We start from the raw sequence: 13,349 nt of genomic DNA, 5'->3' as shown, positions 1-13,349 counted from the left end.
CATTCCGCTCATTCCGCGCGGAAGACGAAGCGCGAATAGCCGAAGAAGCTGAAGACCATCGAGGCGACGCTGGCGATCACCATGGCCGCCAGCGGTTGCAGCGCCGGCAGCGAAAGCAGCAGCGCAGAGTATAGCCCGTAATTGACCAGTGCCGCCGTCACGCCGACCGAGCCGTAGCGGAAACCCTCGGCGGCAAGCGACCGGCCGGAACGATCGAAGGTGAAGCTGCGGTTGAAAGCCCATGTGGTCGCCATTGCCGTCGCGATGGCGACGAGCCGGGCCAGAAACGGTCCGAGTGGCGTCAGATGGAGCAGCGCCGCCAGCATGCCGGCATCGACAAGGAAGCCGATGCCGCCGCCGATCGCGAAGCGGACGAGCTTTCTCATGCCGCATCCGCCTTGCCGGGACGATCGCGCGATGCCGGTTTGGCGTCGGCGAGCGGTGCCTTGACCGCACTCGGGGTCTCCAGGCTCATATAATGGATACGAAGCTGCTCGGCCCGGGCGCGGGCCACGGAATCCAGGATGACGCCGGCGGTAAAAAGCATGAAGGAGATCATCATCAGCGCCATCGACAGCACCCAGGTCGGCATGCGGCTGACGAGGCCCGTGTCGAAATATTCCGCCAGCACCGGCGTCATGAAGCCGAGGCTCGTCAGCATGAAGGCGGCGCTGATCGCGCTGAAGAAGGCGAAGGGCCGGGTTTCCTTCATCAGCATCGCGAACATCCAGAGGATTTTTCCGCCGTCGCGGAACGTCGAAAGCTTGGAATGCGAGCCTTCCGGGCGCCGGCCATAGTCGAGTTCCAGCTCGCTGACCGGAAGCTTCAGCCGGGAGGCATGCACCGACATCTCCGTTTCGATCTCGAAGCCGCCGGATACCGCCGGGAAGCTTTTGACGAAGCGACGTGAGAAAGCGCGGTAGCCGGAAAAGATATCGGTGAAGTCGGGGCCGAAGATCGTTCGGTAGAGCAGGTTGAAAAGCCGGTTGCCAAGCGCATGGCCCTGACGGCCGGCATCGGCATGCACGCCGCGCCGGGTTCCCACGACCATGTCGGCGCGCTCGGTTAGAAGCGTTCGCACGAGCTCCTCGGCGTCGCCAGGCGCATAGGTTCCGTCGCCGTCGGCGATGATATAGATGTCGGCCTCGATGTCGGCGAACATGCGGCGCACGACGTGCCCTTTGCCCTGGCGCCGTTCGCGCACGACATGCGCTCCGGCCAGCATCGCCTGCAGCGCGGTGCCGTCGGTGGAATTATTGTCGTAGACGTGGATCGCGGCATCCGGCAGCGTCGCCCGGAAGCCCCGCACCACAGCGCCGATCGTCGCAGCTTCATTATAGCAGGGAAGCAGGACGGCAATGTCCGGGTGATGGGTAAGCGTTCGGGCCATGACTCTACTCGTTACACTGAAAAGCCGCCACCAGCCTAAATCACGCAGCGTTAATAAGACCCTATGACGCAGGCAAAATCGGCTGCGGTCTCAGACGGCTTTACACTTTCTTGATCGGTGCCCGCTAAGGTTCGGGCATCTGGAAACGAAGCGCTAACCACGATGAACGCCGTGCAGCCGGTCGCTGATGCATCCGCCGTGACCGCCGCCCGCCGGAGCCGGCTCGGGGGGCTGCTGACGCGTCTGTGGCCGGCTGTCATTGCCTATAGTGTCATCCTCGCCGCCGTTATCCTTGTTACCAAATTCTCCGGCTCCACCGATTATGTCGGTCCCGACAACGACGACGGCATGCGTCTCGTCGAGGTTCGCGATTTTCTTGCCGGCCAGGGCTGGTTCGATCTGACGCAATATCGTCTCGGCCTTGCCGGCGGTACGCTGATGCACTGGTCGAGGCTGATCGATCTGCCGATCGCTTCGCTGATCTGGTTCTTCGGCCTGTTTGCGCCGCATGAAACCGCCGAGGCGCTGGCGCTCGCCGTCTGGCCCGTATCGCTCATCTTTCCTGCCATGCTGGCCATGGGCGTCGCCGGCCGGCGGATCGGCGGCGTCGCGGGCATGCATATCGCCCTCGGTCTCACCGCTCCGGCGATCTACACCGGAAACCGCTTCGCCCCGGGCGCCATCGATCATCACAATGCGCAACTGGCGCTGGTCGCGACGATGGTGGCGATGCTCGTGGACCCCCAGCGTCGCGGTTGGAGCTACTCAGTCGCCGGCGTTGCGGCGGCTGTCGCCATCGCCATCGGGGCCGAGACCACCCCGTTCGTCGCCGGCGTCTGCCTCACGGTCGCCCTGCTCTGGGCATGGGAAGGGGAGAATTTCGCCGTCGCCGCCCGGGCCTTCGGGCTGTCGCTGACGATTACGATCAACATTCTTTTCTTCGCAACGGTACCGCCCCGGCTCTATTCGATGGTCACCTGCGACAATCTCTCGCTCGGCTATTACAGTCTGGCGGCGATTGGTGGCGGCCTGCTGCTGTTTTTGGCCGTTTTTGCCAGCGGCTTGCGTCGGCCCTTGCGCTTTACCGCGCTCGCCTTTATCGGCGTCGGCGTTTTTGGTGCGGCGATCGTCATCGCGCCGCAATGCCTGAGCGATCCGTTGGGCAATCTCGATCCGATGCTGGTCGAGCTCTGGCTGCGGCATATTTCGGAAGCCCAATCGCTCCTGGCGTTGGCGCGCACCGATCCCACCGCGGTCGGCGCCTTCTATGCGGCAGGCCTCTTCGCCATTGCCGTCTGCATCTTTCGCCTCATTCAGCGCGACCGCGTGCAGATCCACCTGATCCTGCTCTTCCTGATCGCCACGAGTTGGGCAATCGCGCTGGTCCAGGTGCGCGGCTCTTCCTTCTCGAACCTGCTTTCGATCCTGCCGCTCGCCCTGCTGATCATTGATGTCAGGCGCATCTCCAACAGCGACAGCGAGAATGTCGCCGCTGCCTTCGTCTATGTGATGAGCGTGCTTGCAAGCGTTCCGGCGGTCTGGGCCGTCGGTGGCGGGCTTGTCTCGCTGCAGATGGAGAACGATGCGCAGAAGAAGGCGGCGGAGCCGACAAAAGCGCTTTCCTGCACATCGAAAGAGGCGCTGGCACCGCTTGCCGAACTCCCGCCCGGCCTGGTCTCCGCGCCATCGGAAATGGGTGTGCCGATCCTCCGCTTCACGCAGAACCGGGTTCTCTCCGCCCCCTATCATCGCGATCAGGGCGGCATGCTGACGGAAATGCATATCGGCCTGGCAACACCGCAGGAGGCGGAAACCTTCCTGAAGGGAGCCGGTGTGACGGCGCTTGCTTTCTGCCAGAAGGACCTGCAGACGCGCGAACTCGCCAAATTGAAGCCAGATGGGCTCTATGCCGAACTCGGCAAGGGGAATATTCCGCCCTATCTGGAGCCGCTGGCGCAGGTGCCGGGTACGGGCGTCCAGTTCTTCCGCTACCGGCCGACGGCGAATTGACGCCGACAGCCTTTATGTTGCGCTGACGTCAGTGAGACGTGCGGACGGCCCGCAGACGGTCGCTGGCATAAAGCCCGAGCACGAAAAGGATAAGGCCGCCATTATAGCCGAGAATGGCATAAACAAGCGCCAGAAGTGACACCGGCCCCGGCGAGGTTATCGCCGCCAGCGTGAAGCTCATTCCGATCAGCGCGGCGACCAATGCGATACCGGCGGCCGAGCGCATTAACCCGGCGCTGATGCCCAATGCTGCTGCTGTGAGAATAATCATTTCAGCACCTTCCCAGAGAGAACGAGGGGAAGAATAGGAAGCGCCAACTAACAAAGATTTACCGGCTCTCTCGGCTGAAAATCCTTTGTATTGCGGTGGTTAGCAATCCCTTTCAGAGAAAACGCGCGTTTTATCTATGCGTTCCCCGACGGAGTGAATTTTCCCGTTTTTCTTGTCATTCTTATCGCTGCAACGACCGCATGCACGCAATGCCCGGAGCGTGAATCTTGATGCAACGCCGACGACTCGGCCTCGCCACCGGTTTCAGCAGTCGGGAAAACGGTCTCTCCGGCTGTCGCGACCTTCCCGTTTCCCACCAATGGAAATAGAAAGGAGGGATGAGCAACCTCTTCGACAGCGATTCGCCGACCAACCTTGCCGAATATTCGGTTTCGGAGCTTTCCGGCTCGATCAAGCGCACCGTCGAAACCGCCTTCGATCAGGTTCGCGTGCGCGGCGAAATATCCGGCTATCGGGGTCCGCACTCCTCCGGCCACGCTTATTTCGCACTGAAGGACGATCGCGCCCGTATCGACGCCGTTATCTGGAAAGGCACTTTCTCGCGGCTGAAGTTCCGTCCTGAGGAAGGCATGGAGGTGATCGCCACCGGCAAGGTCACCACTTTTCCCGGCTCCTCGAAATATCAGATCGTCATCGAGACACTGGAGCCGGCAGGCGCCGGCGCGCTGATGGCGCTGATCGAGGAGCGCAAGCGCAGGCTCGGCGGCGAAGGCTTGTTCGATGCGGCCCGGAAGAAGCGGCTGCCCTTCATGCCGCATGTGATCGGCGTCGTCACCTCGCCGACCGGCGCCGTCATCCGCGATATCCTTCACCGCATCTCCGACCGGTTTCCCGTGCAAGTCCTCGTCTGGCCGGTGAAGGTGCAGGGGGAGGGATCCGGCGAGGAGGTGGCGAACGCCATCCGCGGCTTCAACGCGCTGGACCCCGCCGGCGCCATTCCGCGTCCGGATGTGCTGATCGTCGCGCGCGGCGGCGGCAGCCTGGAAGATCTCTGGAGTTTCAATGACGAGATCGTCGTGCGCGCTGCTGCCGAAAGCCGCATACCGCTGATCTCGGCCGTCGGCCATGAGACCGACTGGACGCTGATCGACTATGCCGCCGATGTGCGCGCTCCGACGCCGACCGGGGCGGCGGAGATGGCTGTGCCCGTCAAGGCGGAGCTCGAAGCGCAGGCGGCCGCACTTGCCGCCCGCCTGCAGGGTTGCATGAACCGGCAGATGGATCAGCGCCGCCAGTCCGTCCGTAGTCTGATGCGGGCATTGCCCTCGCTTGATCAGCTTCTCGCCTTGCCGCGCCGCCGCTTCGACGAGACGGCGGCCGGCCTCGGCCGCGGGCTGGAACTCAACACCATCAACAAGCGTCGCGGCTTCGAGCGCATCGCCTCGCATCTCCGCCCGGATGTGCTCTCCAATCGCATCGCCGAGCGACGCCAGCTTCTGAGCGAGCGCATGGCGCGGGCCGAGCGCACCGTCGAGCGCCTGGTCGATCGCTCGAAGTCCCGCATTGACCGCGCCGAGGCCATCCTCGCCTCGCTGCCGGCCCGGCTGAAGACCGAGACAGACCGCAGTCGCGAGCGGCTCGGCAACCTTTCGCGCCATGCCGATACGGCGATCCGCCACCAGCTGACGCGCGGCCGCGCCGAGCTCTCCGCGCAGGACCGCGTGCTGCAGTCGCTCTCCTACAAGAACGTGCTGAAGCGCGGCTACGCCGTCATTCGCGACGAGGACAACAGGCCGGTCTCGCAGGCGGCCGCACTTTCCGCCGGCATGGGCATCGCCATCGAATTTGCCGACGGCCGTGTCGGCGCAATGACCACGGAAGGCAGCATCTCGCCTGGCGGCGCCAAGAAGCGCAGCACAAAACCGGCGGAACCGACGAAGCAGGGAAGCCTGTTCTAACGATGCGGATCCTGCTGGTGCTCGCCCATCCCTTGTCGGACAGTTTTGCTGCCGCGGTGGCGCACACGGCTCGCCAAGCGCTGGAAGCTTCCGGTCATGCCGTCGATCTGCTCGATCTCTATGCCGAGGATTTCGATCCACGACTCTCCGAGGCCGAGCGCCGTGCTTACTTCGATATGCCCTACGACACCTCTGATGTGGCCGATATCGTTGCCCGGCTGAAGGCGGCCGATGGTCTCGTCCTCGTCTTTCCGCAGTGGTGGTTCAATTTCCCAGCCATCCTGAAAGGCTTCTTCGACCGCGTCTTCGCGCCAGGTGTGGCCTTCACGCATGACGCCGCTGGCGGCCGGATCGTGCCTGAGCTCACCAATATCAGGCTGCTCTATGCGCTGACGACGACGGGCTCGCCCTGGTGGCTGGTGCATCTCTATATGGGCGATCCCGTTCGCCGCCTGCTGAAGCGCGGTATCGCCAACTTCTGTTCGAGGAAGCTTATCTTCCGCATGCTGAGCCTCCACGATATGGACCGCGCCACGGAATCCAGGCGCAGGGCGCATCTGGAGCGTGTCAGCAAGGCGCTCGCCGCCATCTAAAGAGCCTTTCCTGGTCAGATTGAAGCATTCTGCCGGAGGGCTGAAACGGGCCGGCTGATCGACCGGCCGGCTTGGCCGTAGAGCTTGGCTACGACGCGCGCCGGCCGGTCGACCATCCGACTCCGTTTGAGCCAACAGAATGCTTCAATCTGACCAGGAAAGGCTCTTATTATTCGAAATCCGCGAGGAATTTCTTCAGCAGTCGGTCAAACTCGGCCTTGTCCTCGGCCGTCAGGTTGCGCGTCAGCCGCTGCTGGTTGGCGACATGCGCGCCGACCGCCTCTTCGACGGTCGCAAGCCCCTTTTCGGTCAGCGCGATCAGGACGCTGCGCCGATCCTGCGGATTGACGATGCGCTCGACCAGGCCCGCCTTCTCCAGCTGGTCGATCCGGTTCGTCATCGTGCCGGAGCTGACCATGGTCATTTCCAGGAGCTCGCCCGGCGAAAGCCGATGAGGTGCGCCGGAGCGGCGAAGTGTGGCCAGCACGTCGAAGGCCGAGGTGGAAAGCCCGTGCTTCATGAGCATGGCTTCGACTTCGCGGCCGAGATGGGTGCCGAGGCGTTTCAGGCGCCCGAGGATGCCCATCGGCTCGACGTCGAGATCCGGCCGCTCGCGCCGCCATTGCGCCAGAATCCGGTCGACGTGATCTTGCTTCGCTTCACCCATGTGGGATGGATACCACTGCATACCTTGACGTCAAGATAAATTGCGTTATGTTCGAATTTATCTTGATGTAGAGATTCTTGAGATGAAGACAAATTCTCGATACTTGGCGGACGTGCTGACGACCGCTGTCGCCCCCGCTATCTGGGGCAGCACCTATTTCGTCACCACATCCTTCCTGCCCCAGGGCTATCCGTTGACGGTCGCTCTGCTGCGCGCCCTGCCGGGGGGCCTGCTTCTGCTACTGATTGTTCGGAAGCTGCCGACGGGCGTCTGGTGGGGCCGCGCCTTCCTTCTCGGGGCGCTGAACTTCTCGTTCTTCTGGGCGATGCTGTTCGTCTCCGCCTACCGGCTGCCCGGCGGCGTTGCCGCGACCGTCGGTGCCGTGCAGCCGCTGATCGTCATCGCCCTGTCGCGGCTTTTCCTCGGCAAGCCGGTCCGGCCACTTGCCGTGCTGGCGGGTCTTGCCGGCATGGCCGGGGTCGCGCTGCTGGTGCTGACGCCGAAGGCGAGCCTCGATCCCGTGGGCGTCGCCGCCGGTATCGCCGGCGCGGTTTCGATGGCGTTCGGCACCGTGCTGTCACGGCGCTGGGCGCCGCCGGTGTCGAACCTCACCTTCACCGCCTGGCAACTGTCGGCAGGCGGTATTCTCTTGGTACCCTTTGCGCTCTTCCTGGAACCGGCGCTGCCGTCGCCGAACATCGCAAACATTGCCGGCATTGCCTATCTCGGTCTGGTGGGTGCGGCTTTCACCTATCTGCTCTGGTTCCGCGGCCTGTCGCGCGTCGAGCCCTCGGCGATTTCCTCGCTCGGCTTTCTGAGCCCTGTGGTCGCGACCCTGCTCGGCTGGCTGGCGCTCGGCCAGAGCCTGACGCCGGTGCAGATCGCCGGTTTCGCCCTGGTGCTTGCCGGCGTCTGGCTCAGTCAGCGCAAGGTGATGCCGCTCAGGCCCATTCGCCCTGCCGCATCACCGGGACCCGCGAGCCGTCCGGTGTGATGCCGTCGATATCGACCTTGTTGGAGCCGATCATCCAGTCGATGTGGATCAGGCTGGAATTGCCGCCCTGCGCCTTGATCTGCTCCTGGCTGAGGGTCGCGCCGTTGAGGAAGCACTTGGAGTAGCACTGGCCGAGCGCGATGTGGCACGAGGCGTTTTCGTCGAACAGCGTGTTGTAGAACAGGATGCCGCTCGCCGAGATTGGCGAGGAATGCGGCACGAGCGCCACTTCGCCGAGCCGGCGCGCGCCCTCATCGGTATCGAGCACCTTGTTCAAGACCTCTTCGCCGCGTGACGCCTTGGCTTCGACGATCCGCCCGCCTTCGAAGCGCACCTGGATATTGTCGATCAGCGTGCCCTGATGCGACAGCGGTTTGGTGCTCGAGACATGACCTTCGACCCGCAATGCATGCGGCGTGGTGAACACCTCTTCGGTCGGAATATTCGGATTGCAGGTAATGCCGTTCTTCGCGGTGGAGGCGCCGCCGTGCCATTCATGTCCGTCGGCGAGGCCGACCGTCAGATCGGTGCCCGGCCCCCGGAAATGCAGCGAAGCAAAACGCTCGCCGTTCAGCCAGGCGGAGCGCTTGGCGAGATTGGCATTGTGCTCCGCCCAGGCGGCGACGGGGTCGCTGACATCGACACGCGAGGCAGCAAAGATCGCCTTGGCGAGCTTGGCGATCGCGATCGGCTCCGGGTCGTCGGGGAAGACCACCTTGGCCCAGGAGGGGTTGGGATAGGAGACGATGTTCCAGTTGATGTCGAAATTCGAGATCTTTTCCAGCGCCGGCTTATAGGCGGTGGAGGTGGCGCGATTGGCGCGGCCGACCTTGCCGGCATCCTGTTCGGAAAGCAGCATCGGGTTGTCGCCGGCGACGGCCAGGCGGGCCGCCCCGTTGGCATAGGCCTTGGCCATGCCCTCGTAGAGCCAGTCGGAGGCGCGGTCGAAGCTCTCGTCACTGCCATATTGGAAGCGCGCCAGCGTCGTTTCCTCGTCGGAGTAGAAGGCGCTCACCAGCCCGGCGCCGGCCTGATAAGCGTGTTTGGTGATGAGGCGGACAAGCGGCAGCGCCACGACAGGCGCGGTGATCACCAGGTCCTGGCCCTTCTGCAGCTGCAAACCGACCTTGACGGCGACTTCCGCGAGCTTCTCGAGCTTGACGGGATCAACGGTGTTCTGGCTCTGGGGCATGAAAGTCATGATTCAACCTGCCTTCTGTCATCGACGCTAGAGCAATTCCAGGAAAAGTGCGATGCGGTTTTCTCAGGCAAAGCGCAAAGCGCTTTTGCCGGGAATTGCGTAAACAAAAGAGTAGAGCGGTTCTGCGCTTCCGTGAAAGCTGAACCGCTCCAAGAGGCTGAAAGACTTAGACCCGTTTGCGGCGAAAATGAAGCGCGCCGCTGCCGATTCGAAACCGGCCGGCGCGATGCCCGACCGGTTTCAGCGCAAGCGTCAAGCCGCGGCAGGCAGGCCGAGCAGGATCGACTTGTGCTTGTCGAGGAATTCCATCAGCCGCTGCGGATAATCTTCGCCGACGGCGTCTTTCACGCTTCGCCGTTCGCCGAGCGCGCTCCGCCAGCGCGTCACCCGTTCAAGCCCCGCGAAGATGCCGCTATCTCCCAGCCTGTCGAAAACATCGAAATACCGAAAGATCGGCGCGAAAACGGCATCGACGAGGCTGAAGCTGCTGCCGGAAAAATAAGGTCCGTCCGCGAGTGCTCCTTCGAGCGTCGTGAACTTGGCGATCAGCATCTTGCGCTTGGCCTCCAGCTGTTCCGCGTCCGTGGCGGTTTCATAGCCCCAGAGATCGGAAAGCACGGATGAGCCGAATTCCATCCAGCCGCGATGGCGGGCGCGGGCAAGCGGATCGGCAGGATGCAGGGCGGGCCCCGGCTGCGTCTCCTCCAGATATTCGCAGATGACGCTGCTTTCGAAGAGGACGGCCTCGCCGCCTTCTTCGTCCTCGATCCTCAGCAGCGGCACCTTGCCGAGCGGCGAGATCTGCAGGAACCAGTCCGGCTTGTTGGCAAGGTCGATGTTGATGCGCTCGAAGGGAACACCCTTTTCGCGAAGTACGATGGCGGCGCGTTGCACATAGGGGCAGAGATGGTGGCTGATGAGGGTAAGCCTGCTCATGAACGTCTCCTCGTTTTAATAGATGCATTTGCATATAATAGCGCTTGCGGCCTTATGCAAGATAAATGTATTTGCATCTATGATGGAAAAGACAACGAAGCTGAGCGAAGCCGCCACCTCTGCCTGGATCAGCATCATGCGCGCCGGCGAACGGCTGCTCGCCGCGATCGAAGCCGATCTGAAAACGGCCGGCATGCCGCCGCTTGCCTGGTATGACGTGCTGTGGGAATTGGCGCGCTCGAAAGACGGCAAGCTGCGGCCCTACGAGATCGAGGAGCGAACCTTGCTGGCGCAGTATAATCTTTCCCGGCTGATCGACCGGCTGGAAAGAGAGGGCCTGGTCCGGCGCGAGGTCTTCGCCGAGGACGGCCGTGGGCGCTGGGTTGTGATTACCGATGCCGGCCGAACGCTTCGCACACGGATGTGGGCTGTCTATGCGGCAGCGATCGAGGCCCATGTCGGCAGCAAGCTTGCCGAAGACGAGGCGAAGGCGATTTCCGGTCTACTCGCGCGTTTCCTCTAATCAGGCGATCAATGATGCACCGACCGCTTTCAACGCTCTCAGCGCATCTTTCGGATCAAGCCGCACCTGCAGCCCGCGCTGTCCGCCATTGATATAGACCAGCGGTTCGGCGAGAGCGGTTTCCTCGATCGCCGTCGGCACGGCCTTCCTCTGGCCGAAGGGACTGATGCCGCCGACATGGTAGCCGGTCAGCCGCTCGGCATCGGCCGGCTTCATCATATTGGCCGACTTGCCGCGAAAGGCGCTGGCGAGCTTCTTCATGCTGACCTCGCGATCCGAAGGCACCACGACGCAGACCGGCTTGCCGTCCACCTCGGCCATTAGCGTCTTCAGCACCCGCTGCGGCGCCTCAGCAAGGGCTTCCGCCGCCTGCAGCCCGACGCGCTCCGCGCCCGGGTCATAAACATAGATGTGGATGGTGAAGGCGACGCCTGCCTGGGAAAGAACCTGTGTCGCGCGCGTGGTCTTGGACATTGCTCAGCGCCCGAATATATCCGCGTAATTCTCCGGCTTGAAGCCGATCACCAGCTTGCCTTCGGTCTCCAGCACCGGCCGCTTGATCATCGACGGCTGGTCGAGCATCAGCGCGATCGCCTTTTCCCGGCTCAGATTCTCGCGCTCGGCATCGGGCAGTTTGCGAAAGGTGGTGCCGGCGCGGTTGAGCACCGCATCAAGGCCGGCCTGGTCGATCCAGGCTTCGAGATGGGGGCGGTCGATGCTGAACGCCTTGTAATCGTGAAACTCATAGGCGACGCCGTGTTCTTCCAGCCAGCTGCGGGCTTTCTTCATCGTGTCGCAATTCTTGATCCCATAGATGGTGACGGCCATGCCCGATCGTTCTCCCTGTGATGGCAGCGGGATAACATGCGCGAGAGACGGCGCAAATGCCGCCCGGCATTTATCCCGGGCACCGTTTGTTCAACTCTCCAGCGTGCCGGCCTTGCGTGCGGCCTTGCTCGGCCTGGCGCAGACGATCTTCATCAGGTCGCCGCGCCGGCGCACCAGCCGATCCGAGGTTCGGGTCAGGACCAGCCCATCCTGCGGTGCATGCAGATCGATGCTGCCGTCAGGCCGACCGGGCCGGGTGACGATCGTCGCCAGAAGCTCGCCCTCTGCAACCCTGTCGCCGATCGTGCGATGGAAGAGCACGGCGCCGCCTTCGGGAGCGCGAATGATCTCGACATTGTCGAGCGGCACGGCGGGACCGGCAAACATGGCCGGCGCCATTCTGTCGTCGCTCACGATCCCCCGTGCCGCGAGAAAACGCCAGAGCCCGTCCGCATCCCGCTTCGCCAGCAGCGGATCGACGTCGCGCTTGCCGCGCAGCTCGACCGTGACCGAAAGCTTGCCCGGCAGCCGGGATTGTCGTTCACCGGGAACCGCATATTTCCATGCAAAACCGACGGCCTCCTCGAAGGCCGAGCTTTCGCCATCCGAAAGCAGCACCGCCTCCATGTCGAGCGCGGCGGCAAGATCGGCCGCCTCCGGCCAGAAGGCCTCATCGATATAGGCATATTGCAGCGATTCATCGTCGCAGTGCAGATCGAGGACGAGATCGGCGCCGAGCGCCATATTCAGAAGTCGCCGCTTCAGCTGGTCCGTAGCCGGATAATCATTCAGGTCTTCCGTCAGCATCGGCCGATCGGCGACGCTGATCAGCGGAAAATCCCGATTGAAATTGGTACGCGAGCCGAGATCGAAGCGGCCCTGCAAGTCGCCGAAATGCGATTGCGCCGCGCCGATCGGGTTGGCCTGCGGCACGATGGTGATGTCGCCGGCGACCGCGCCTTCGCTTTCCGCCCGCCGCAGGCGCTCGCAAAGGAAATGCAGGAGCGCCGTTCCCGGCAGCTCACCGGCGTGAAGCGCCGCCTGGATATAGGCCTTCGGAGCCTTCGGATTACGGCCCGCAAAACGCAGCACCGGCAGCCGCCACTCCGTTCCCGGCGTATCGCCTGGGATGATGATCTCCGAACCTTCCATGCTGTCCTTGCTCCGCGTTCACCAGCCGACCAGCTTTATGCGCGGAAATCCGGCGAGCGCAAGCCTCACCGGCACCCTTGTCTCAACCGGGGGCAATCCCGAAGAAAAGCAGGTTGCCGCTATGTTGATCTTGCCTTGCCGTCGAGATCACGGACGAACATCAAAAGCGCCTGCTTCATCGGCTTCCAAGCCGATAGGAACAAAAAAAGAACGATTTTCGCAAGAAACGGGTTGAAACCGGGGTCTCGCCATAGGATCCTTTGGGAGATCGTAAATGCGGAGGCTGTGTCATGGCCGAGACGATGCATCACTATCTCATCTTCGAAACCGCTGGCGGCTTCTGCGGCATCGCCTGGAGCGACGCCGGCATCGCCCGTTTCCAATTACCGACGAAAACCGCGGAGGCGACGGAACGGCTGCTGCTGCGCCGCCTGCCGGATGCCCAACCCGGCGCCCCGACGCCTGAGGTGGTGGAGACGGTAGCGGCCGTGAGGCGCTATTTCCAAGGCGAGGAAACCGATTTCTCGGGCGTCGAACTCGATCTTGCCGACCAGAATGACTTCTTCCGGGATATCTATGCGGCGGCAAGGCGTGTTGGCTGGGGCAGCACGACCACTTACGGCGCGCTGGCCAGGGAACTCGGCGCCGGGCCGGAAGCGGCTCGCGACGTCGGCCAGGCGATGGCCAAGAACCCGGTCGCCCTGATTATCCCCTGCCACCGGGTGCTTGCCGCCGGCGGCAAGATCGGCGGCTTCTCGGCGCCCGGCGGCTCGTCATCGAAGGCCCGCATGCTGGAGCTCGAAGGCGTCAGCCTCGGCCCGCCGCCGCCTGCCCAGCAGTCGCTGGGCTTTTGAGCGGCCGGACA

The 13,349-nt window shown here is 63.2% G+C and carries 15 protein-coding genes; 6 read left to right on the top strand and 9 right to left on the bottom strand.

All coding sequences use genetic code 11. From position 1 onward, the window contains the following. Positions 1 to 8: 8 nt before the first annotated feature. Positions 9 to 386 carry a GtrA family protein gene (locus tag HJC00_RS03540; protein WP_210629530.1) on the bottom strand — a complete coding sequence of 126 codons (378 nt, stop codon included), beginning with the start codon at positions 384 to 386 and terminating at the stop codon, positions 9 to 11. Beyond that, the gene (locus tag HJC00_RS03535; protein WP_221145718.1) at positions 383 to 1,390 is read right to left on the bottom strand and encodes a glycosyltransferase; all 1,008 of its coding nucleotides are present in this window, start codon (positions 1,388 to 1,390) and stop codon (positions 383 to 385) included. Before HJC00_RS03535 ends, HJC00_RS03540 begins: the two co-directional genes overlap by 4 nt. A 162-nt stretch (positions 1,391 to 1,552) precedes the next feature. Between HJC00_RS03535 and HJC00_RS03530 the strand changes: the two genes are divergently transcribed. Further along, a complete protein-coding gene (locus HJC00_RS03530) occupies positions 1,553 to 3,400 on the top strand; it encodes a hypothetical protein (RefSeq protein WP_221163623.1) in 1,848 nt (615 codons plus the stop codon). Between the two features lie 28 nt (positions 3,401 to 3,428). Here HJC00_RS03530 and HJC00_RS03525 read toward each other — a convergent pair whose 3' ends face one another. After that, positions 3,429 to 3,671 (bottom strand): hypothetical protein, encoded by a 243-nt coding sequence (locus HJC00_RS03525; protein ID WP_020920162.1) that lies wholly within the window; start codon positions 3,669 to 3,671, stop codon positions 3,429 to 3,431. A gap of 338 nt (positions 3,672 to 4,009) precedes the next feature. Between HJC00_RS03525 and xseA the strand changes: the two genes are divergently transcribed. Further along, entirely contained in the window at positions 4,010 to 5,590 is a 1,581-nt protein-coding gene (gene xseA / locus HJC00_RS03520; protein WP_210629527.1) for an exodeoxyribonuclease VII large subunit, read from the top strand. A gap of 2 nt (positions 5,591 to 5,592) precedes the next feature. Further along, complete coding sequence (locus tag HJC00_RS03515) at positions 5,593 to 6,183, top strand: NAD(P)H-dependent oxidoreductase (protein ID WP_210629526.1); 591 nt, start codon at positions 5,593 to 5,595, stop codon at positions 6,181 to 6,183. A 169-nt stretch (positions 6,184 to 6,352) separates the two neighbouring features. Here HJC00_RS03515 and HJC00_RS03510 read toward each other — a convergent pair whose 3' ends face one another. Next, positions 6,353 to 6,850, bottom strand: a complete 498-nt coding sequence (locus tag HJC00_RS03510) for a MarR family winged helix-turn-helix transcriptional regulator (RefSeq protein ID WP_221122707.1) — start codon at positions 6,848 to 6,850, stop codon at positions 6,353 to 6,355. A gap of 82 nt (positions 6,851 to 6,932) precedes the next feature. Here HJC00_RS03510 and HJC00_RS03505 point away from each other — a divergent pair, with 82 nt between their 5' ends. Further along, positions 6,933 to 7,844 (top strand): EamA family transporter, encoded by a 912-nt coding sequence (locus HJC00_RS03505; RefSeq protein ID WP_221163622.1) that lies wholly within the window; start codon positions 6,933 to 6,935, stop codon positions 7,842 to 7,844. Here the strand turns inward: HJC00_RS03505 and HJC00_RS03500 are convergent. Together HJC00_RS03500 and HJC00_RS03495 are read right to left on the bottom strand one after the other, a co-directional pair. Continuing rightward, a complete protein-coding gene (locus tag HJC00_RS03500) occupies positions 7,792 to 9,045 on the bottom strand; it encodes an aminopeptidase (protein WP_210629523.1) in 1,254 nt (417 codons plus the stop codon). The genes HJC00_RS03505 and HJC00_RS03500 overlap by 53 nt on opposite strands. Positions 9,046 to 9,297: 252 nt before the next feature. Next, positions 9,298 to 9,981, bottom strand: a complete 684-nt coding sequence (locus tag HJC00_RS03495; protein WP_210629522.1) for a glutathione S-transferase family protein — start codon at positions 9,979 to 9,981, stop codon at positions 9,298 to 9,300. A 79-nt stretch (positions 9,982 to 10,060) separates the two neighbouring features. Between HJC00_RS03495 and HJC00_RS03490 the strand changes: the two genes are divergently transcribed. Continuing rightward, complete coding sequence (locus HJC00_RS03490) at positions 10,061 to 10,504, top strand: MarR family winged helix-turn-helix transcriptional regulator (RefSeq protein WP_210629521.1); 444 nt, start codon at positions 10,061 to 10,063, stop codon at positions 10,502 to 10,504. Here the strand turns inward: HJC00_RS03490 and ybaK are convergent, their stop codons facing one another. The 3 genes from ybaK to HJC00_RS03475 form a co-directional block, all read right to left on the bottom strand. After that, a complete protein-coding gene (ybaK, locus tag HJC00_RS03485; RefSeq protein ID WP_221145727.1) occupies positions 10,505 to 10,978 on the bottom strand; it encodes a Cys-tRNA(Pro) deacylase in 474 nt (157 codons plus the stop codon). 3 nt (positions 10,979 to 10,981) lie between these two features. Next, a complete protein-coding gene (locus tag HJC00_RS03480) occupies positions 10,982 to 11,332 on the bottom strand; it encodes an ArsC family reductase (RefSeq protein ID WP_210629519.1) in 351 nt (116 codons plus the stop codon). 90 nt (positions 11,333 to 11,422) lie between these two features. After that, entirely contained in the window at positions 11,423 to 12,484 is a 1,062-nt protein-coding gene (locus tag HJC00_RS03475) for a succinylglutamate desuccinylase/aspartoacylase family protein (protein ID WP_221163621.1), read from the bottom strand. Positions 12,485 to 12,774: 290 nt separating this feature from the next. Here HJC00_RS03475 and HJC00_RS03470 point away from each other — a divergent pair, with 290 nt between their 5' ends. Next, on the top strand, positions 12,775 to 13,338 hold the full coding sequence (locus HJC00_RS03470; protein WP_210629517.1) for a methylated-DNA--[protein]-cysteine S-methyltransferase: 564 nt from the start codon (positions 12,775 to 12,777) through the stop codon (positions 13,336 to 13,338). Positions 13,339 to 13,349: the final 11 nt, after the last annotated feature.

It is taken from the genome of Rhizobium sp. NLR22b (genome assembly GCF_019685295.1).
Classification (GTDB): Bacteria; Pseudomonadota; Alphaproteobacteria; order Rhizobiales; family Rhizobiaceae; genus Rhizobium.
Note: the sequence above shows the minus strand (reverse complement) of the source record. Positions and strands in the feature narration are given on the sequence as shown.